The organism is Achromobacter sp. HZ34 (assembly GCF_002209485.1).
GTDB lineage: Bacteria > Pseudomonadota > Gammaproteobacteria > Burkholderiales > Burkholderiaceae_B > Bordetella_C.
Map to the genome: position 1 here is coordinate 159,779 of NZ_NJIX01000005.1, position 20,836 is coordinate 180,614.

Here is a 20,836-nt window from a genome sequence, read left to right on the forward strand (position 1 = left end):
GATCTTCCTTACTTCTTCAACGACGTCTGTTCAGTGATCAGCGGACCGTAGGACAGCGACCCCTGCAGGTCATAGCCGTAGTCCAGCGTCTTGCGGCTGGCCCAGACGATCTTCTGCTCGAACAGCGGAATCGCGCAGACGGCGGCGACGATCTTTTCCTGCGCCTTCTTCCACAATTCCTTGCGCTTGGCCAGGTCCAATTCCAGCGCGGCGGCCTTGATCTCGGCATCGGCCGCATCGCAGTGCGCGAAATTGGCGGCGGCGCCGGGTTGGCCGGGGCTGGCGCTGGACAGGTAGAACTCTTTCAGATAGTTGTCGGCGATGGGAAAGCGCGAGGACGCGTAGATCACCAGGTCGCTCAGGTCCTTGCGGATCTGCTGGTGATACGTGGCATGTTCCACCACGTCCATGTCCATGATGATGCCGGCCTTCCTCAACTGCGCCTGCATGATCTGCGCCGGACCCAGGGTGGCGGCGTTCTGCGTCTGGATGACCTTGAAGGTCAAGCCGTTGGCATAGCCCGCTTCCTTGAGCAGCGCCTTGGCTTTTTCCAGATCCGGCGGCGGCAGCTTGGCATCGAGGTCGGCGCCCAGCGTGGCCTTGGGAATGACGGTGGGCGACTCGGCCGCCACCAGCTTGCCCTTGAAAGCGACGATGCGCTCGGGATCGACGGCATAGGCCACGGCCTGGCGGGCGCGCAGGTCGTTGAACGGCTTGCGCGACGTGTTCAGGTAGGCCAGGCCCTGGTAAGCCGGCTCGATGATGTCCAGCTTGGTGTCGGCGCGGTCTTTCATGCGCTCGGCCCAGCGTTGGTCCTGGCGGCCATACACCAGGTCCAGCTCGCCCGACTCATAGGCCAGGTCGCGGCTGGCGTCGGACCGGATGTAGCGGAACACGATCTGGTCGATCTTGGGCGCGCCGCGGAAATACTGCTTGTTGGCCTTCAGCGTGACCGACTGGCTGGCTTGATAGGCTTCGAATTCGAACGGCCCGGTACCGACCGGCTGCAGGCGGAAGTTGTCGCCGCGCTGCTCCACCGCCTTCTTGCTGACGATGAAGCCGCCCTGGTAGCCGACCAGCAGGTAAGCCAGGTCGGCCGACGGCGCTTTCAGCGTGACGCGCACGGTGCGCGGATCCACCGCTTCGACCTTGTCGATATTGCTGAAGTCCGCCGCGAAGGTGGACGTCTTGGCATCACGGGCGCGGTCCAGGGAGAACACCACGTCGTCGGCGCTCATCTTGCCGAAGCCGGCCTGGAACTGGACGTCGTCGCGCAGCGTGAACGTCCACACCTTCTTGTCGGCGGAGACCTCCCACTTTTGCGCCAGGTCAGGCTCGATGTCGTCCAGCGACACCGAGCCCGGCTTGAAGCGGGTCAGGCCGTTGTAGATCCACGGCATCAGGATTTTTTCCTGCGTGGCCGAGGCGCGATAGGGATCCAGCGTTGCCAGATCGGAAGCCGCCATGCCCACGTTGAGCACCTGGGCGGCGTGTGCCTGGCCGGCCAGCGGCCCCATGGCGGACACCGCCATCAGGGCAGAGAACAAAGCGGCTTTCTTGAAACGAGACAACGACATGATTTCCCCTTCTTGCTTGATACCAAACAGAAAAAATTATGGGCTGGACGGTGCTGCCACCGTCACGGAGGACGGCGGCGCGCTCTCGGCCAGGGGCGTTGCGGCCACCACCCAGATGACCTCGGCGCGTTCGGCGCCGGGATTACGCCAGCGGTGCGGCGCCTTGCTGTGATAGCGGAAGCTGTCGCCCGGATGCAGCGTGAAACTCTTGTCTTCTATCCACAGCTCCAGCGTGCCGGTCAGCACCAGGCCGACCTGCTCGCCGCGCTCGATGGTGAACAGGTCCTCGCCGGTGGAGCCGCCAGGCTCGATGAATGCCCGGTAGACGTTGATGCCCGCCGAGGGCTGCGGCGTGATGATGACTTTCTCTATGCCCTTTTCCGGCGCCTTCAGCGACGGATGGCTGCCGGCGCGCGCCACGATGCCTTTCTCATCGACGACGGGCGAGTCGCCGAATTCCAACAGGGTCGAACTGGGGATCGCCAGCGCGTCCGAGATGACGCGCAGCATGCGCACCGAGGGCGAACTGATGCCCCGCTCCACCTGGCTCAGCAGCCCGACCGAGACCTGGCAGATTTCCGCCAGCTTGGAAATCGACAGCCCCTGCTTCTTGCGCGCCTGGCGGATCTGCTGACCCAGCCAGAGATCGGCAACGCTGCGGGCTTCGTATGTTTGGGCGGGAGACATGGTGCTCCATGAAAAATGCGACAGGACGGATTCTTCCACTCGTGATGGAATCACGCAAGTGAAAATTTCATATTGACGATTCTTTCACGCTGATGCAACATTCACTGCCATGAGGGATGCGGCTACGCGTCCACCGCCGTACATCCTCCGTCCGAGGGGATGCGGCCTTGATTCAGGGGTTTTAATGTGTTCCTGTACGCGCTGAAGCGGCTGCTGCTGGCCATTCCGACGCTGCTGGGCGTGCTGACCATCGTGTTCGTGATCGTCCGCATCGCCCCTGGCGATCCCGCCGTCGTCATCCTCGGCGAAAACGCCACCCGCCAGGCGATCGAGCAATTGCACGCCCAACTGGGGCTGGACGTACCGATCTGGCACCAGTACCTGAATTTCATGGGCCAGGTGCTGACCGGCGACCTGGGCCGGTCCATGATCACCAACCGCCCGGTGCTGGCCGAAGTCTGGCGCGTGCTGCCCTATACCCTCGAACTGACGGCCGCGTCCCTGGTCATCGGCGTGGGGCTGGGCCTGCCGCTGGGCGTGATCGCGGCCCGCTACCGCAACAAGGCCACCGACTTCATCATCCGTTGCCTGTCCTTGCTGGGGCTGTCCTTCCCCGCCTTCATTTCCGCCATCCTGCTGTTGCTGCTGTTCGCCATCCAGCTTAAGTGGCTGCCGGTCATCGGCGAAGCCAGCTACGCGGATCCGGGCAAACGGTTCGCGGCCCTGATCCTGCCGGCGCTGAACCTGGGGCTGATCATGGTGGCGTACATCACCCGCGTCACCCGTTCCAGCATGCTCAACGTGATCGGCGAGGACTTCATCCGCACCGCGCGCGCCAAGGGCGTGCCGGCGCGCTGGGTGATCTGGCGCCATACGCTGCGCAACGCGCTGATTCCCATCGTCACGGTGATCGGCCTTTACCTGGGCGTGTTGATCGGCAACTCGGTCCTCACCGAAATCGTCTTCAACCGGCCCGGCCTGGGCAAGCTGATCGTCATCGCGCTGAACTCGCGCGACTACCCGACCCTGCAAGCGATGCTGGTGATCTACGCCTTCGTCATCGTCCTGGCCAACCTGCTCACCGACCTGATGTACGGCGTCATCGATCCCAAGGTACGCAACCAATGACCGCTATCGCTCTTGCCCGCATCTCGCCGATCCGGCGGCTGGCCCGGCTGTGCTGGCGCCGCAAGGCCGCCAGCTTCGGCGCCATCGTCACCCTGCTGGTCGTGCTGGCCGCCATCTTCGCGCCTCTGCTGGCGCACCAGGATCCCAACGAACAGGACATCCTGGCGCAGTTGTCGCCGCCGTCGGCCGACCACTTCCTGGGCACCGACACGTTCGGCCGCGACGTCTGGTCGCGCATCCTGTACGGCGCCCGCGTCTCGCTGGCCATCGGCCTGGCATCGATCGCCATCGCCATGCTGATCGGCGGCCTGCTGGGCATCCTGGCCGGCTATCGGGGTGGCCGCACCGACCGCATCATCATGTCGTGCATGGACATGCTGCTGTCCTTCCCCAGCCTGGTCATGGGCCTGCTGGTGGTGGCGGTGCTGGGACCGTCGATGGGCAACCTGATCATCGCCATCGCCTTCACGGCCATCGCCCCCTTCGCCCGCATCGCCCGCGCGCCGACGCTGGCCATCAAGCAGCGCGACTTCATCGAGGCCGGCCGCGCGCTGGGCTATTCCGACCTGCGGCTGATGCTGCGCCACATCCTGCCCAACATCCTCGATGAAATCCTGGTGCTGGGTTCCCTGTGGCTGGCCACCGCCATCCGCACCGAGGCCTCGCTCAGCTTCATCGGCCTGGGCGTGCGCCCGCCCACGGCGACCTGGGGCGGCATGATCCGCGACGGCTTCGAGAACATGCTCGACGCGCCGTGGCTGGTGATCTTCCCCAGCATCGCCATCCTGGTCATCATGATTTCGCTCAACCTGCTTGGCGACGGCCTGCGTGACGCCACCGACCCGAAACTGCGCAATGAGTAACTCCACCATGACTCCCGCCGCCGCCCCTGTCCTCGCGGTCGAAAACCTCAGCACCGAGTTCCGCGTCCAGGGCCAGTGGCTGCCCGCCATCCGCGACCTCAGCTTCACGGTGGCGCGCAACGAGACGCTGGCCATCGTCGGCGAATCCGGTTGCGGCAAGAGCATCACCTCGCTGTCGGTGATGCGCCTGATTCCGCCGGCCCAGGGCCGCGTGGCGCAGGGCAGCATCCGGCTCGATGGCGAAGAACTGCTGACGCGTCCCGAAGCGGAAATGGAAAAGATCCGTGGCAACCGCATGGCCATGATCTTCCAGGAACCGATGACCTCGCTCAATCCCGTGATGACGGTGGGCAGCCAGATCGCCGAATCGCTGCGCTACCACCGCCAGGCCTCCCGCGCCGACGCCCGCAAGCGCGCGCTGGAACTGCTGGACTGGGTGCGCATTCCGGCCGCCACGAGCCGCTACGACGACTATCCGCACCAGTTCAGCGGCGGCATGCGGCAGCGGGTGATGATCGCCATGGCGCTGGCTTGTGAACCGCAACTGCTGCTGGCCGATGAGCCGACCACGGCGCTGGACGTCACCATCCAGGTGCAGATCCTGGCGCTGCTGGCCGAACTGAAGCAGACGCGCCAGATGGGCATGGTCTTCATCACCCACAACCTGGGCGTGGTGGCCTCCATCGCCGACCGCGTCGCCGTCATGTACGGCGGCCGCATCATCGAACAGGCCCCGGTCAAGTCCCTGTTCGCGCGTCCCACGCATCCCTATACCGAAGCGTTGCTGCGCTCCATGCCCCGCGTGGACCGTCCCCGTGCCGACCTGCGCCCCATCCCGGGCCAGGTGCCGCCCATCACGATAGAAACGCCGGGCTGCCGCTACGCCGACCGCTGCCCGCTGGTCGAAGCGCGCTGCCGCCAGGCCATGCCGCCGCTGGCACCGGTGGCGGGCGCGCCGGGCCATCTGGCGCGTTGCTGGGTGCGCGCGGAAACCTCCTGTCTGGAAACCTCGCAATGAACCGCCCGCTCCTCGAAGTCAAGAACCTGTCCAAGCGCTTCGTCGTGAAGCAGGGTTTCATGGGCAGCAAGAAGGCTGAACTGCATGCCGTGCACGACGTGTCCTTCAGCGTGGCCGAAGGCGAAGCGTTCGGCATCGTCGGCGAATCCGGCTGCGGCAAGTCCACCGCCGGCCGCAGCCTGCTGCGCCTGACCGAGCCCAGCGCCGGCGAGGTGCGCTACAAGGGTGAAGACATCGTCGGCTTCGATGCCGACCGCCTGCGCGCCTTGCGCCGCGAGATCCAGATCATCTTCCAGGACCCCTACGCGTCGCTGAACCCGCGCATGACGATAGGCCAGACCCTGGCCGAACCCATGCTGCTGCATGGCATCGCCACGCGCGCCAATGTGCGGGAGAAGATCGAAGCCGCGCTGCTGGAAGTCGGCCTGCCGGCGCAGGCCGCGCAGAAATACCCGCACGAGTTCTCCGGCGGCCAGCGCCAGCGCGTGGGCATCGCGCGGGCGCTTTCGCTGAATCCCAAGCTGATCGTGGCCGACGAGCCGGTGTCGGCCCTGGACGTGTCGATCCAGGCCCAGGTGCTGCTATTGATGGAAGACCTGCAGCGCAAGCGCGGCCTGAGCTTCGTCTTCATTTCCCATGACCTGGGCGTGGTGCGGCACTTCTGCGATAACGTGGCGGTGATGTACCTGGGCCGCATCGTGGAGAAAGGCAGCGTGGACACCGTGTTCGAGCAGCCCTTGCATCCCTACACCCAGGCCTTGCGGGCGGCCTCGCCGGTGCCGGATCCGGAGAACCGGATCACCGTGGCCAAGATCGAAGGCGATATCGCCTCGCCCTTGAATCCGCCCACGGGCTGTCATTTCCATCCCCGCTGTCCGAAGGCCATGGCCGTGTGCAAGCGGGAGTATCCCGCCATGCGCCAGGCCGAAGGGCGCGAAGTGGCCTGCCACCTGTACCCGGCCGTGGCGGCCTGAGAAAGACTCCCGCGCCAAGCGCCGCGGCAAACATCCAAAATTTGCTCAGATATTGGGATCCAATAAGCGTTAATCCCTACAAGCTAGAAAAAAATACCCCGGCAAGCACAATTGCCAGTGCTTAATGGCATGGAATTTCAGGCGGCCCCGCGTACTATACCGACTTGAAAACGCGTGACCGCCAGACGGTCGGGCCGGCGCACCTTAGCCGCCGGCCGCGCAACAACCATTGCCAAGAGGGGAAGCGATGCCGCAGCTGCCGCAGTTGCCATTGAGCCTGGACCACACGGGCCTGATCATCCGCGATCTGGAAAAGGCCCGGGTGGCCTTCGAAACGCTGGGTTTCCGCCTGTCGCCCCGCAGCATGCACGCTGGCAGCATCACCCCGGGCGGACCCGTGGTGCCCTGGGGCTCGGGCAATCACTGCGCCATGTTCAAGCACGGCTACTTCGAACTGCTGGGCCTGGTCGACCCCACCCTGCACAGCACGGCCAAGCACATGATCGCCCGCTACGAAGGGCTGCACATCGTGGCCCTGGACTGCGTATCGGCCGACGCGGCCTATCACGCACTGCAGGCACGGCAGATCCCCGCCGCCGCGCCTGCCCGCCTGGAACGCGACGCCACCTTCGGCCCGCAGGACGACCAGGTCCGGCGCGCCCGCTTCAGCAACGTCTACCTGGACGGCGAGCAATATCCGGAAGCGCGCTTCATCGTCATCGAACACGGCACGCGCGACGTGCTGTGGCAGCCTCACCTGCTGTCGCACCCCAACGGCGCCACCGGCCTGGCGGCCATGTATTTCTGCCCCACCGACCTGCCCGCCACGCTGGCCCGCTTCGAACGGCTGGCCGGCGCGCCGACCCGGCATGGACCGGCCTGGCGTTTCGGCCTGGGCCGGGGCGCCTTCTGGGTGCTGAGCCCCGAAGACATGCGCGCCACCTGCCCAGTCTTGAACGATCGAGGCGCCGATCCGATCCACCGCGTGGCGGCAGCCTGCATCGAGGTGGCATCGCTGGCCGCCCTGCAAGACCTGCTGGACGCGCGCGGCATCCGGACCTTCAAGGCCCGCACGCTGGACGACAGCCAGGACGCGTTGTGGGTCCACCCGGCGCAGGCCAGCCACGCGGCCTTGCAGTTCATCGAATCGAAGTGAAATTCCACGAAACCCCACGACCACGCCTTCTTCCAAGGGACAAGAACCAATGAAAGCAGCAGTCATCTATGAACATGGCGGCCCCGGCAGCATCAAGTACGAGACCAATTTCCCCGATCCCGAAGCCAAGGCCGGCGAAGTCATCGTCAAGGTCCACGCCGCCACGCTGAACTACCACGACGTCTTCACCCGCAACGGCATGCCCGGCATCACCGTGCCCATGCCCATCATCATGGGCCTGGACTTCGCGGGCGAAATCGTCGAAGTGGGCGCGGACGTCGAAGGCGGCTGGAAGGTGGGCGATCGCGTCATGATCGATCCGTCCGACCGCAAGACCTTCGGCGGTGTCATCGGCGAAGCACGCCATGGCGGCCTGGCCGAATTCTGCGCCGTGCCCGACCACCACCTGGTCAAGCTGCCCGACGATGTCAGCTACGAGACCGCGGCAGCGCTGCCCGTGGCTTACGGTACCGCCTGGCGCATGATGCTGACCATCGGCCGCATCGCCGCCGGTGAAAAAGTGCTGGTGCTGGGCGCCTCGGGCGGCGTGGGCACCTGCTGCGTGCAGTTGGCCAAGATGGCCGGCGCGGAAGTCATCGCCGCGGCCTCCACGCCGGAGAAGCTGGCGCGCCTGAAGGAACTGGGCGCCGACCACGTGCTGGACTACAAGCAGCACGACTTCATGAAGTGGGTGTTCGAACACTTCGGCAAGCCCCATCGCCGCTTTGCCGAAAAAGGCATGGATGTCGTGGTCAACTTCACCGGTGGCGATACCTGGGTGAAGTCGCTGCGCACCCTGCATCGCGGCGGCCGCATCCTTACCTGCGGCGCGACGGCCGGCTACGATCCCAAGGAAGACCTGCGCTTCATCTGGAGCTACGAGCTGCAGGTGCTGGGTTCCAACGGCTGGCAGCGCGACGAACTGCTGGCCTTGCTGGAACAGGTGCGCCTGGGCAAGCTCAAGCCGGTGATCGACAAGACCTTCGGTTTGTCCGAAGCCAACGAAGCATTCAAGCTGCTCGAAGACCGCCAGGTGTTCGGCAAGGTACTGGTGAAACCATGAGCGACAAGAACGCCGTCAAGGCTGAACCCAAAAAATTGGAACGTGCCGACATCGAGGCGATCTTCAAGCGTTCGCGCTTCATCAGCGCAATGAACCTGGAAATCCTGGAAGTCGACCACGCCGCCTCGCGCTTCTCGGTGCGCATGCCGATGAGCGACAACCTGGAACGCGGCGCCGCGGGATCAGGCCAGTTCCACGGTGGCGCCATCGCGTCGCTGATCGATGTCGTGGGGGATTTCGCCATCGGCATGCTGGTGGGCGGCGGCGTGCCGACCATGAATTTGCGCGTAGACTACCTGCGTCCCGCCATGGCGCCTTATATCGAAGGCGTCGCCGTGGTGCGCAAGGCAGGCCGCAGCGCCGCCGTGGTCGACATCGACATCCTGTCGGCCGACGGCAAGCTGGTCGCGATCGGTCGCGGCACCTACGTCCCCATCACGGGCTGACGCGGGTAAACGTCACAGGAAGGAAGAAGTATGTTGGTCAATCTGGGCAAGTTGTCGGACGCGGCGAAGTCGGCGGACGACATTGCGATCATCGACTGTATCGATGCCGCGCTGCCGCGTATATATACCCACGGCGATATCGACCGGCTGGCGGATGCCTGCGCGCGTGGCCTGCTGCGCAAGGGTCTGCCGCGTGGCGCCAGCATTGCCCTGATGAGCCTGAACCGCGCCGAGTTCATCATCGCGTATCTGGGTATCATGCGCGCCGGCATGGTAGCGGTTCCCGTCAACTACAAGGTGGCCGCCGACACGCTGGCACTGATCCTGGACGACTGCAAGGCGCAACTGGCCTTCGTCGACGCGCCGCGGGCGGCCTTGTTGCCGCCGGGCGTCGCGGCGCAGCGCCTGGACGACGAGCCGGCGTGGCAGGCATTTCTTGACGAAGGGCCGTTCGACACCGTCGTCCCCGCGCCCGACGACTGCGCGATGATCCTCTATACCTCGGGTTCGACGGGACGGCCCAAGGGCGTGCAACTGTCGCACGGCGGCCAGCTGTGGACCTTGCGTTCGCGCCTGGCCACCCGTGCTTCCTTCCTGGGCGAACGCTTCATCGTGGCGGCACCGCTGTTCCACATGAATGCGCTGGCCTCGGTCAAGTTCGCGCTGGCGGGACACGCGTCGGTCGTGCTGCTGCCGCAATTCGAAACGCTGCAGTTCATCGATGCCATCGGACGCCATGGCGTCACCTGGGTCACGTCGGTGCCGACCATGATGGCCATGGTCGTCAAGGAAAAGGAAGCCCTGTCCCGCATCGATACCAGCAAGGTCCACTACGTGCGCATGGGTTCGGCATCGGCGTCCGCCAGCCTGTACGACGCGGTCAAGCAAGCCTTTCCCAATGCCTCGCTGGCCGGCGGTTACGGCACCACCGAAGCGGGACCCATCGTGTTCGGTCCGGTGCCGGGCAAGTCGCTGCCTGGCGGCGGCGGCCTGGGCTGGCCCCTGCCCGGGGTCGAGGTGCGCCTGGTCGACAGCCAGGAACAGGATGTCGGTGCGGACGATGAAGGCGAACTGTGGATGCGCACGCCCGCCAACATGCTGGGCTACCTGAACCTGCCGGAGAAAACGGCACAGGTGCTGACGCCGGACAACTGGTACAAGTCCGGCGACGTGTTCCGGCGCGACGCCGAGGGCTGCTATTACTTCGTCGGACGCGCGGACGACATGTTCAACTGCGGCGGCGAGAACATCTATCCCGGCGAGGTGGAGCAGGTCATCTCCCGCATTCCCGAAGTCATGCAGACCTGCGTGGTGCCGGTGCGCGACGAGATGAAGGGCCAGAAGCCGGTCGCCTTCGTCGTGCGCCATGCCGGCAAGGAATTGAGCGAGCAGCAGGTGAAGGAATTCGTGCTGGCCAACGCACCGGCCTACCAGCATCCCCGCCGCGTCTACTTCGTCGACGCACTGCCGCTGGCGCCGACCAACAAGGTCGACCGCAAGGCCTTGATGAACCTGGCCGAACAGGGTTGAACAGCGCATTGCAGGTGTCAGGAGGGCAGTCCCCAGGGGCTGCCCTGTTTTTTTGCACGGTACCGGGCGACTGATTTCGGCGCGTGAAAAATTCCCAGGAAAACCCTAGGATTGGAAAAAAAATCGCCGAAGCGCACAAAAACCAGAATCAGATGCGAATTTTCCGGACGGCCGAGGACGATAGGAGCACGTAATTCCTGTCCCGCGCACGTACCATGAATCGACGTCGCCAACGTGGCCTGCGACCACGGCGGATGCGACCGCAACCATCGATTTCAAGGGGAATTCCATATGCGTACCACCACGCTATACCGCGCCGGCGCCGCCATCACGCTGGCAGCCAGCATGATGCTGGCCACGGCGGCCGCCCACGCCGAACTGACCAAGCTCCGCTACGGCAACGTCACCGAGATGACGCTTTCCCAGGCCCCCATGGTCGCGGCCAAGCGCCTGGGCTACTTCAAGGATGAAGGGCTGGACGTCGAACTCATGGGCTTCAAGGGTACCGGCATCCTGATTCCACAAATGCTGGCCAAGCGCGTGGACATCGGCTATCCGAATCCGGACACCTTGATACTGTCGCGCGCGCCAGGCGCGGAACGCCTGCCGCTCAAGTTCTTCTACAACGCCACGCGCAGTTCCGGCTGGGAATTCGCGGTGCTGGCCGACTCGCCCATCAAGACCCTGAAGGACCTGGACGGCAAGAGCATCGGCGTGGGCGCCATGACGTTCGGCAACGTACCCATCACCAAGGCGCAGTTCAAGGAAGCCGGCATCAACGCCACCATGGTGCCCGTAGGCATAGGCAGCGCCGCGTTCCTCGCGCTGACCACGCATCGGATCGATGCCCTGAACCTGTTCGATGCGCAACATGCGACCTTGGAAACGCAAGGCACCAGCATCCGCCGCATCGCCCAGATCCCCAGCTTCGCCGCCTTGTTCAGCAATAGCTTCGTCGCCCACGAAGACATGATCCGCGACAAGCCCGAAGTCCTGGCCGGCTTCGGCCGCGCGGTCGCCAAGGCCACGGTTTTCTGTGAAGCGAACCGGGCCGCGTGCGTCAGGATGTTCTGGCAGGAATATCCCAATACCAGGCCGGCCGGCGATGACGCCAAGGTGCTGGCCGACAGCGTGAAGGTCTTCTCCGCCCGCTTCGACAAGATGCTGGACTTCCCCGCGGGACCAGCGCGCCACTGGGGTGAGTTCCCGGCGCAGGCCTGGCAGGATTTCGCCAAGGCGCTGTACGAGGGCGGCCAACTGAGCAGCCCCAAGGTCGACGTCGCCGACTGCTACACGAATGCCCTCGTCGCCAAATTCTCCGACTTCGACGCGGCCAAGGTCGTGGCCGCCGCACACGCCTGGAAGGACTGATATCGTGCTCACGACAACCACGCCAGCCGGCACGGCCAAGGCCGTCTTTCGCGCCGACGACCTGGCGGTCACCTATCGTTCTTCGCGTGGCCCGGTGCCGGCCTTGAGCGGCTTCAGCACCACCTTGCATGAAGGCGAATTCCTGTCGGTGCTGGGCCCATCGGGCTGCGGCAAGTCCACCCTGCTGAAGGTGGCATCGGGGCTGCTCAAGCCCAGCGCCGGCGTGGCGGAACTGGGGGGCACGCGCATACAGGGCCCGCGCAAGGACGTCGGCATCGTGTTCCAGCACGCGACGCTGCTGCCCTGGCAAACCGTACTGGAAAACGTCATGCTGCCCATACGCACGCTGGGGATGGACCGCCAGCGCGGGCTGATACATGCGCGCGAACTGTTGCGCATGATGGGCCTGGAGCAATTCGAGAATCACTATCCGCACGAACTGTCCGGCGGCATGCAGCAACGCGTCGGCATCGCGCGCGGGCTGGTGCACGATCCGAACCTGTTGCTGATGGACGAACCCTTCGCCGCGCTGGACGCCATGACGCGCGAAAGCATGATGGTGGAACTGCAGCGTATCTGGATGGAAACGCGCAAGTCGGTGCTGTTCATCACGCACTCGATTCCGGAAGCCGTCTTTCTTTCGAGCCGCATCATCGTCTTGTCGCCGCGGCCCGCCCGCATCGTCAAGGAGATGCATGTCGACCTGCCCCTGCCCCGCAACGAACAGACGCTGGGCAGTCCGCGCTTCGGCGAACTGTGCGCGGAACTGCGCGCCTTGTTCTCGTCCATTCCCCATTGAGATCCCCGCGTCATGGAAAAACTGAAATCGGTGGTTTATCCCCTGATCCTGCTGGCCTTGCTGCTGGGCCTGTGGGTGGTCGCGGTCAAGTACTGGGCCGTGCCCAACTATGTGCTGCCGCCCTTGGACGGCGTGCTGGCCGCGCTCTACCGCGGCTACGTGCAGGGCGCCTTCTGGGGCGACTTCGGCTACACCCTGGCGTCGATGTCGATCGGCTACGTCGCGGGCTGCTCGATCGCGTTCGTCGTCGGCGTGCTGTTCGCCGAGTTCCGGTCGCTGGAGCGGCTGCTGTACCCCTTCGTGCTGGGCCTGCAATCCATGCCCAAGGTGGCGCTGGCGCCCTTGATCCTGGTGTGGTTCGGCTTCGGCCTTGAGTCCAAGGCGGTGATGGTGGCGCTGGTCTGCTTCTTTCCGATGTTCGTCAACACCGCGGTGGGATTGAAGTCCACCGATCCGGCGCTGATCGATCTGATGCGCGCTTTCTCGGCCAGCCACTGGCATATCCTCACCCGCATCAAGATCCCGTCGGCGGCGGGCCACATCTTCGCGGCGCTGCAGATTTCCATCGTGCTGGGCCTGATCGGCGCCGTGGTGGCGGAGTTCGTTTCCGCCACCAAGGGCCTGGGCTACCTGATCAACGCGGCCACCACCACGCTGGACACCAGCACCATGTTCGCCGCATTGATCAGCCTGGCCGTGCTGGGCATCGCCGGCAGCCAGCTGATCAAGCTGCTGCACCGCCGGCTGGTGTTCTGGGACCGCAGCCTGGCGACGCGGTCCTTGTCGGAGTGAGGGATCGCCGGCTGCGGGATAGCCGGCTGAAGAAATAGCCGCCGGCCCGTCTCGAACGGTCGTCGGCGACGGCCCCGCGCTCAGCCCGCCAGGCCGGCGACCGCGCGGTCGATGATGTCCTCGGACTGCGCCAGGACGCCGGCACGCCAGTCCGGCGCACTGGGATAGAACGCCTCGCGCACATCATTCAACAGGCGTTCGCGCAGGGCCTGATCGGCCGCGGGCGTGGCGGAAGAGGTGGCACCAGAGGTGGCGAACAGCCAGCGCGCCGCCATCGATGCGCGCTGCATGCGCGGGCGCGGCAGCGTACCGAACTCGACCACCACGGCCGTCGTCTCGGTGCGCGGCAACATGGCGACGAAGGCATCGACCAGCAGCCCTTGATAAGTGGCGACGGCCTTGTGGGTTACGCCTTCGCGATTGACGGCGCGTTCGCCCCACCAGGCGCGCGCCCGTTCATACGCGGGGCTGCCCGGGGGATGGAAACACAGGAAGACATGGCCGCGCTCCGGACCGATGCCGGTGTGCAGATCGATGATGGCGGCGGCGTCCGCGTGCGCCAGATGGTCCCCGATGGCGCGGCGAAACGCCGCATTGGCCCACTGCTGGCGCACACCGCCATAGAAGATGCCGTCCGCATGCGTATATTGGCCGCCGTTGAACGCATCGGAATACGCCTGCTCGCCGATGCTTTCGCGCAACGCCGACAGCCGTTCGAAGATGCCGTCCACCGCCCCATCGTCCCAATCCTGCCGCGCGATCAAGGCGTGTACGTCCGGGTACCCGGCATTGGCCGGCAGAGGCTGGTCGAAGTCGATGAAGTTACGGTTCAAATCGACGTTCTCTTCCGTGAACCGCAGCGCGTGGGCGAAGCCCCAGGGATTGTGCGCGTGCAGGAACAGCACGGCGGTGCCGGTGGGCAACGCCTGCCCGGTGCTGGCCAGGCGGCGCAACCAATGGGTCTGCGCCGCCGATCCCGAATATCCTTCGATGCCATGCGTGCCGCAGCCCACCACCAATACCTTCGCCGCGTCGGCGGCGCCCAGCAGCGCGGCATCCAGGTACAGCCGTTCACCCTGGGGGCCACGCTGCGCTTCATGTTCATAACTGGAGATGGCGGCGCCCGCCGCCGTGGCCGCCGCCAGGAATTTGGCACGCGCGTCTGCGTAGGTTTCGGAAAAAGCGCTGAGGTACGTCAAAGTCCTGCTCCCTGATATTCAGTGTCGATCAGGAATCATTCTACGAAGTCCGGCGGGAATCGAATCCTAATCTTGCTCCCCGGTGCCGCGAAACGTAGAAAAGCCTTGCTCACCAGCCGGTCCGCCAAGGTAAATAAGGCACCTTTTTTCCACATCGGCGCGCGTAGCATGAACGTATCCAGAATCAGGGGCTTCGTACATGTTGACCAGCACTACCGCGCCGACCGCGCAATCTACCCGTTCCGCCTTGGGGGACCTGGTGGCCGCGATCGCCCGCGCCATCGACACGACAACGGCGGAGCAGCTGCCGCTGGCCGTATGCGATGCCTTGCGCGACCATCTGCCCGCCGCCGGCCTGCTGAGCGCGGAGCAACGCAAGGGGCAAGCCGAGCGCTACACCCGCCACATTCTGTACGCCCATCCGCAAGGGTTGTTCACCGTCATGGCGCTGGTATGGCGGCCAGGACAGTACACGCCTGTACATGGGCATTTCACCTGGTGCTCCTACTTCATCATGGAAGGGGATATGCACGAAGAGCATTTCGCCTGGAATCCGGCGACCCAGTGCGCGACGCTGCACGGCTACGTCGACCGCCCCCAGGGTGATGCCGCCGCCAGCCATGCGGGCATGGACCAGATCCACAGGTTGCGCAATGCAAGCGACGAGACGGCGATATCCATCCACGTCTACGGCGTGGATGGCCCGCGGGTGGCCACGCACGTCAACCGCATCGCGGAGCTTGCCCCGTCTCAGTCGCAGTAGTCCACCGGCAGGGCCGTGGTGTACTTGATCTGCTCCATCGCGAACGAGGAGCTGACATCGTGCAGGTCCGCGATGCGGATCAGCTTCTTGTACACGGCGTCATACGTGCCGATGTCCGGCACCACCACACGTATCAGGTAGTCGACATCGCCGCTCATGCGGTAGAACTCGATGACCTCGGGGATGTCCTTGACGTGATTGGCGAACTTGTTCAGCCAGGTCTGCGAATGCTGGTTGGTGCGGATCGAGATGAACACGGTCACGCCTACGTTCAGCATGGCCGGATCGCACAGGGCCACCTGCTTCTTGATGACGCCCTGCTCCTTGAGCTTCTGCACCCGGCGCCAGCACGGCGTGGTGGACAGGTTGACGACGTCCGCAATGGCCTGGATAGGCGTTTCCGCGTTTTCCTGCAGGATCGAAATTATCTTCCGGTCTATGGCGTCCATGGTTTTCCTTGGCCGGCGGCCGACATCGGCACACGCGCAATACCGCGATTGTCCGCGTGTGTGCGCGCGGTGACAACCGAAAAGACGGCTGAAACAGAAATAATTAGTCTGATTTTTGCAATTAACGCTAAGTAGAAACCCTGAAACTGGCCAAAGATAGAAAAAAATTCTTAGCGTGGTATAAATGGCCCCCCGCCCGCGCGACTATATTTCCCTCAGCGCGTCGCATAATTCGTCTTGCAGACACACTACAGATTCCAAGGGGAAGATTCATGCAGTATCGCGCGCACACCGGCCTCGCGGCCTGCCTGTTGGGCGTCGCCCTGAGTACCACGACGTTCGGCGTCCTGGCGCAGGACGCGGGCAATTATCCAACCAAACCCGTGACCTTGATCGTGTCCTTCCCGCCGGGAGGCAGTTCCGACTTCTTCACCCGCCTGGTCGCCAATGGCCTGGGCAAGATGTGGAACCAGCCCGTGGTCGTGGAAAACCGTCCGGGGGCGGGCGGCAATATCGGCGCGCAGCTGGCCGCGCGCTCGGCGCCGGATGGTTATACGCTCTATATGAGCTCCATCAACACGCACGGTATCAATCCGGGTTTGTACAAGGACAAGCTGGGCTATGACCCGGTGAAGGACTTCGCGCCCATCTCGCGCATCGCCACCGTCGCCAACGTGCTGGTGGTCAATCCGCAGGTGCCCGCGAAATCCGTCAGCGAACTGCTCGCCTACTTCAAGGCGCATCCCGACAAAGCCTTCTACGCCAGCCCCGGCTCCGGCACCTCGCCGCACCTGTCCTCGGAACTGTTCAAGCGCCTGACGAATACGCCGATCACGCACGTGGCGTACAAGGGCAGCAACGCCGCCCTGACCGATGTCATGTCCGGCATGGTGCCGATGGCCATCGACAACCTGCCCGCCGCCATCGCGCTGATCAAGGCCGGCAAGCTGCGCGCCCTGGCGGTCACGTCGCCCGAACGGTCGGCCGAACTGCCTGACGTGCCCACCATGATAGAAAGCGGCGTCAAGGGCTACGACGTCACGTCCTGGTGGGGCTTGTTCACCCGCGCGGGCACGCCGGCGCCCATCGTCGCCAAGCTCAATCACGACGTGGTGACGCTGCTGCAGGATCCGAAGACCAAGGAAACCATCGCGGCGCAAGGCGCATCGTCGGCCCCCTCCAGCCAGCAGGAACTGGCGCAGTTGGTCGACTCGGAGATCAGCCGCTGGGGCAAGGTCATCGAAGACGCCCATATCACGCTGGAATGACGCAGCGGCCTGGGTGGGGCCGCAGCCACGCCCAGGCAAACAAACGCAAGAAAACGTCAGGAAAAAGTCAGGAAAAAGTCAGGAAAACCTTAGGGAAAGCCCGGAACAAGCGGCAAATCCCTACCCTTCACAGGGTTTTCCCATGGACGAGCATGCCATAAAGTCGGCGGACCGATAACAAATGGCGGTCGCGCGCGCGCGCCGGCCGCCTGCAGTCTAGAGACGCCGTCATGCGCATTAACGTACCCGTTACGCAGCGGGAGTTCCTGTTTTCCGACAATCAACGCCTGGTCTCCGCGACCGACCTGTCCGGCAACATCCGCTACTGCAATCCCGCCTTCGTGGCCGTATCCGGCTATAGCAAGGAAGAACTGATCGGCCAGCCGCACAACATCATCCGCCATCCGGATATGCCCAGTGCCGCCTTCGCCGATATGTGGCACACCATCCAGTCCGGCCGTCCCTGGACCGCCCTGGTGAAAAACCGCCGCAAGAATGGCGATCACTATTGGGTGCGCGCCAATGTCACGCCGGTGGTCGAGCACGGCGTCGAAGTGGGTTACCTGAGCGTGCGCCTGAGCCCTACCCGCGAGGAAGTCGAAGAGGCCGAAGCCTTGTACGCCTCGATGCGCGAGGAAACCTTGCGCGGCCGGCGCCTGCGCGAAGGCGCGCTGGTGCGCACGGGGCTGGCCGGTTGGGTGGGTTCCCTGCGCCGCCAGCCGGTGGGACGCCGCGTCGGCGTGGGCTATGTCGTCACCTTGCTGTTGACGCTGGCGGGCGGCTTTGCCGCATATGCAGGCCTGCCGCCGCAGCCTTTCTGGCTGGCCTGGGGCGCGGGTGTCGTCGGCAGCCTGTTGAGCGGGGCGCTGCTGGCGCGCCAGCTGTCGGCGCCGGTGGATGCCATGTCGGTCTTCGCCACGCAGATGGCGGCGGGCGACCTGACCACGGACATGGAAGTCGAACGGTATGACGACCTGGGCGGCGTGCAGCGCGCCCTCAACCAGCTGCAGGCCAATCTTTCGGCCATCGTGCTGGACGTGCGCGACCAGATCGGCGGCGTGATGGAAGCCGCCCACGAGATCTCCGCGGGCAATATCGATCTGTCGCAGCGCACGGAAGAACAGGCCACGTCGCTGGAGCAGACCGCGGCTGCCATGGACGACCTGACGCAGTCGGTGCAAGGCAATGCCGATGCCACCCAGCGGGTGCTCAGCCTGGTCGATGAAGCCCAGGCCGCGGCCGATGACGGCGGCCGCATCGCCGCGCAGGTCGAGCAGACCATGGCCGGCATCACCACTGCCGCGCAACGCATCGCCGACATCACCGGCGTGATCGACGGCATCGCTTTCCAGACCAACATCCTGGCGCTGAATGCGGCGGTCGAGGCCGCGCGTGCCGGCGAGGTGGGCAAGTCCTTCGCGGTGGTGGCGGCCGAAGTGCGCAACCTGGCGCAGCGTTGCGCCGCGTCCGCGCGTGAAATCAAGACCGTGGTCGACAGCAGCGTCCAGCAGATCGCCGCGGGCACCGAACTGGTGGGACGCACCACCAGCCAAATGCGCGCCATCGACCAGGCCGTGCATCGCGTGGCGGACGTCATACACGGGGTTGCCGATGCCAGCGGCAACCAGGCCAAGGGCATCCGCCAGGTCAACGACGCCGTGGCCCATCTGGACAGCGCCACGCAGCAGAACGCCGCGCTGGTCGAGCAGGCCGCCGCCACCGCGCAGCGCCTGGTCGAGCGCGCGGACGTCCTGGCGGACTCCATGCGCCTGTTTACCGTCGGCGGTGCGCCGCAACAAAGAAGCGCAAGCGGTGTTATCCCTGCCTGGACGGCCGCGCCAGGCATCGCCCACAATGGCGCGGACCACATTTCCGCAACGCGTCATGACCAAAATCGTCTTCTTCGGCAATAGCAGCGACATTCCCAAGCTGGTCCCGCTAGCCCGCGCCCACTACCCGGACCTGCAGGTCTACACGGAAGACGATCCGGGCGCGCTGGATGCCGAAGTCGCCGCCTGCTGGCGGCCCGCGCACGGCGCGCTGGCGCGCTATCCGCGCCTGCGCCTGATCCACGCCATCGCCGCCGGCGTCGACAACATCCTTGAGGATCCCCAACTGCCGCCCTTGCCGATCTGCCGGGTGGTGGCGCCGGATCTGGCGCAAGGCATGAGCGAGTTCGTGCTGTGGAGCGTGCTGCTGTTCCACCGCAACCTGGACCAGGTGCTGATGCGCCAACGCCAGCACCGGTGGCAACGGGTGGACCAGGAGCCGGCGGCCAGCCGCACGGTGGGCATCCTGGGGCTGGGCACCTTGGGCACGCATGTCGCGCAGACGCTTTGCCAGCATGGCTATCGGGTACAGGGTTGGTCGCGCCAGGCCAAGCAGATCGCCAATGTGCGCAGCTATGCGGGCGCGGACCAGCTGGACGATTTCCTGGCGGGCAGCGACATCCTGGTGTGCCTGTTGCCGCTGACCGATGAAACGCAAGGTATCCTCAACCGCCGCCTGCTATCCAGGCTGCCGCGTGGCGCGGCCCTCGTACACTGCGGCCGGGGCGGCCACCTGGTCTCCGACGACGTACTGGCCTTGGTACGTGAAGGCCATTTGCGCGGCGCCGTGCTGGACGTCTTCGAAGTGGAACCGCTGGCGGCCACCAGTCCGCTATGGGATGAGCCGAACATCTATGTCACTCCGCACATCGCGTCGGCCAACAGCCTGCAAAGCATCCTCGACCAGATCTCCGAAAACATCCGCCGCCTGCACGCCGGCGAACCCCTGCAGAATCTCGTCGATGCCCAGCGAGGGTATTGATCAGGCGGGCAGCTTGAGCGTGTGGATGGCCGAGGTCAGGTAGGGTACGGCGATTTCTTCCAGGCCGGACAGCGTGGGTTCGTTGTCGAGCAGGCGCCGCAGTTCCAGGTCCAGGGCGGCGCGGCGTTCGGCGCTCAAGGCGGCGACGAAGCTGATGGAATGCACGCGGTTGAAGATGACGTCTTCCGGTTTGCCGACGTGCAGATGTTCGTAGCGGCGCTCCACCAGCGGGCCGAAGCCCGCATGCGGGAACGCGCCGCGCCACGCGCCAGTGTGGAAGCGCGGCGCATCGCCTTCATAGCGGTTGATCAGCGCGGCCAGCGCGGCTACCCACGGCACCCGCGTATCGGACATGTTCCAGAGCATGGCCAGGCGCCCGCCCGGCTTCAGCACGCGATGAATCTCCGCCAGCGCGGCCGGTCCCGCGAACCAGTGGAAGGACTGGGCACACACCACCGCATCGACTTCGCCATCGGCCAGCGGAATGGCCTGGGCGGCACCGGTCAACGCTTCGACACGCGGATAGGTGGTCGACAGCTTGTCCAGCATCTGCGTGACGGGTTCGATGGCGACGACATCGGCACCGGTGGCCAGCAAACGGGGCGTCATCTTGCCGGTGCCCGCTCCCAGATCGACGACCCGCGCCCCCCGGCCCAGGCCGATTTCTTCGCGCAACCAGTCGGCCAGCTCTTGCGGATACTCCGGACGACCCCGCACGTAGGCCTCGGCTACAGTGGTGTAGCCGCTGGCGGCGTGATGGACGGTGCCGGAAGGATTTTCCACGTAAGGGCGCGCCTTCCGCTGCAGGCCGGCATCAGATTCGGAGCGCAGAGTAGCCGTAAGCATGAGGCGGATCGCGTGATGTCACAACAAATTCACGGACCTCAACTTTATCGCCATGATGTTTGCGGCCGGCTGAATAGCCGCCTACATCCAGCTTAA

Annotated in this window: 20 protein-coding genes; 15 read left to right on the forward strand and 5 right to left on the reverse strand. The window is 65.0% G+C overall.

Annotation, left to right across the window (positions count from 1 at the left end; translation table 11 throughout):
• Nucleotides 1-8: 8 nt before the first annotated feature.
• Together CEY05_RS20425 and CEY05_RS20430 are read right to left on the reverse strand one after the other, a co-directional pair.
• Nucleotides 9-1,577 (reverse strand): ABC transporter substrate-binding protein, encoded by a 1,569-nt coding sequence (locus CEY05_RS20425; RefSeq protein WP_088597492.1) that lies wholly within the window; start codon nt 1,575-1,577, stop codon nt 9-11.
• Between the two features lie 36 nt (nt 1,578-1,613).
• Entirely contained in the window at nt 1,614-2,264 is a 651-nt protein-coding gene (locus CEY05_RS20430; protein ID WP_143220534.1) for a helix-turn-helix domain-containing protein, read from the reverse strand.
• 186 nt (nt 2,265-2,450) lie between these two features.
• Here CEY05_RS20430 and CEY05_RS20435 point away from each other — a divergent pair, with 186 nt between their 5' ends.
• The 11 genes from CEY05_RS20435 to CEY05_RS20485 all read left to right on the forward strand — a co-directional run bounded on the left by CEY05_RS20435 (nt 2,451) and on the right by CEY05_RS20485 (nt 13,404).
• Complete coding sequence (locus CEY05_RS20435; RefSeq protein WP_088597490.1) at nt 2,451-3,392, forward strand: ABC transporter permease; 942 nt, start codon at nt 2,451-2,453, stop codon at nt 3,390-3,392.
• On the forward strand, nt 3,389-4,255 hold the full coding sequence (locus CEY05_RS20440) for an ABC transporter permease (RefSeq protein WP_088597489.1): 867 nt from the start codon (nt 3,389-3,391) through the stop codon (nt 4,253-4,255). The genes CEY05_RS20435 and CEY05_RS20440 overlap by 4 nt, the downstream gene beginning before the upstream one ends.
• Nucleotides 4,248-5,273 (forward strand): ABC transporter ATP-binding protein, encoded by a 1,026-nt coding sequence (locus CEY05_RS20445; RefSeq protein WP_233161620.1) that lies wholly within the window; start codon nt 4,248-4,250, stop codon nt 5,271-5,273. Before CEY05_RS20440 ends, CEY05_RS20445 begins: the two co-directional genes overlap by 8 nt.
• Nucleotides 5,270-6,247, forward strand: a complete 978-nt coding sequence (locus CEY05_RS20450) for an ABC transporter ATP-binding protein (RefSeq protein WP_088597487.1) — start codon at nt 5,270-5,272, stop codon at nt 6,245-6,247. The genes CEY05_RS20445 and CEY05_RS20450 overlap by 4 nt, the downstream gene beginning before the upstream one ends.
• Nucleotides 6,248-6,494: 247 nt before the next feature.
• Entirely contained in the window at nt 6,495-7,403 is a 909-nt protein-coding gene (locus CEY05_RS20455; protein ID WP_088597486.1) for a VOC family protein, read from the forward strand.
• Nucleotides 7,404-7,452: 49 nt separating this feature from the next.
• Entirely contained in the window at nt 7,453-8,466 is a 1,014-nt protein-coding gene (locus CEY05_RS20460) for a zinc-binding dehydrogenase (RefSeq protein WP_088597485.1), read from the forward strand.
• Complete coding sequence (locus CEY05_RS20465) at nt 8,463-8,912, forward strand: PaaI family thioesterase (protein WP_088597484.1); 450 nt, start codon at nt 8,463-8,465, stop codon at nt 8,910-8,912. Before CEY05_RS20460 ends, CEY05_RS20465 begins: the two co-directional genes overlap by 4 nt.
• Nucleotides 8,913-8,942: 30 nt before the next feature.
• Complete coding sequence (locus CEY05_RS20470; protein ID WP_088597483.1) at nt 8,943-10,442, forward strand: class I adenylate-forming enzyme family protein; 1,500 nt, start codon at nt 8,943-8,945, stop codon at nt 10,440-10,442.
• A 291-nt stretch (nt 10,443-10,733) separates the two neighbouring features.
• On the forward strand, nt 10,734-11,813 hold the full coding sequence (locus tag CEY05_RS20475) for an ABC transporter substrate-binding protein (protein WP_233161621.1): 1,080 nt from the start codon (nt 10,734-10,736) through the stop codon (nt 11,811-11,813).
• 4 nt (nt 11,814-11,817) lie between these two features.
• Nucleotides 11,818-12,612, forward strand: a complete 795-nt coding sequence (locus tag CEY05_RS20480; protein WP_233161622.1) for an ABC transporter ATP-binding protein — start codon at nt 11,818-11,820, stop codon at nt 12,610-12,612.
• Nucleotides 12,613-12,624: 12 nt separating this feature from the next.
• Nucleotides 12,625-13,404 (forward strand): ABC transporter permease, encoded by a 780-nt coding sequence (locus CEY05_RS20485; RefSeq protein ID WP_088597481.1) that lies wholly within the window; start codon nt 12,625-12,627, stop codon nt 13,402-13,404.
• Nucleotides 13,405-13,484: 80 nt separating this feature from the next.
• On the opposite strand, the gene CEY05_RS20490 is transcribed toward CEY05_RS20485, so the two are convergent.
• A complete protein-coding gene (locus CEY05_RS20490) occupies nt 13,485-14,603 on the reverse strand; it encodes a DUF2817 domain-containing protein (protein ID WP_088597480.1) in 1,119 nt (372 codons plus the stop codon).
• Between the two features lie 199 nt (nt 14,604-14,802).
• Here CEY05_RS20490 and CEY05_RS20495 point away from each other — a divergent pair, with 199 nt between their 5' ends.
• Complete coding sequence (locus CEY05_RS20495) at nt 14,803-15,366, forward strand: cysteine dioxygenase family protein (protein WP_088597479.1); 564 nt, start codon at nt 14,803-14,805, stop codon at nt 15,364-15,366.
• Here the strand turns inward: CEY05_RS20495 and CEY05_RS20500 are convergent.
• Complete coding sequence (locus CEY05_RS20500; RefSeq protein WP_088597478.1) at nt 15,354-15,815, reverse strand: Lrp/AsnC family transcriptional regulator; 462 nt, start codon at nt 15,813-15,815, stop codon at nt 15,354-15,356. The two genes, CEY05_RS20495 and CEY05_RS20500, sit on opposite strands and share 13 nt — an antisense overlap.
• A gap of 272 nt (nt 15,816-16,087) precedes the next feature.
• Here CEY05_RS20500 and CEY05_RS20505 point away from each other — a divergent pair, with 272 nt between their 5' ends.
• The 3 genes from CEY05_RS20505 (at nt 16,088) to CEY05_RS20515 (ending at nt 19,894) form a co-directional block, all read left to right on the forward strand.
• On the forward strand, nt 16,088-17,083 hold the full coding sequence (locus CEY05_RS20505; protein ID WP_088597477.1) for a tripartite tricarboxylate transporter substrate binding protein: 996 nt from the start codon (nt 16,088-16,090) through the stop codon (nt 17,081-17,083).
• A 230-nt stretch (nt 17,084-17,313) separates the two neighbouring features.
• A complete protein-coding gene (locus CEY05_RS20510) occupies nt 17,314-18,996 on the forward strand; it encodes a PAS domain-containing methyl-accepting chemotaxis protein (protein WP_088597476.1) in 1,683 nt (560 codons plus the stop codon).
• A complete protein-coding gene (locus tag CEY05_RS20515) occupies nt 18,968-19,894 on the forward strand; it encodes a glyoxylate/hydroxypyruvate reductase A (protein WP_088597475.1) in 927 nt (308 codons plus the stop codon). The genes CEY05_RS20510 and CEY05_RS20515 overlap by 29 nt, the downstream gene beginning before the upstream one ends.
• On the opposite strand, the gene CEY05_RS20520 is transcribed toward CEY05_RS20515, so the two are convergent.
• Nucleotides 19,895-20,677, reverse strand: a complete 783-nt coding sequence (locus CEY05_RS20520) for a class I SAM-dependent methyltransferase (RefSeq protein WP_233161623.1) — start codon at nt 20,675-20,677, stop codon at nt 19,895-19,897. It abuts the gene before it with no gap.
• Nucleotides 20,678-20,836: the final 159 nt, after the last annotated feature.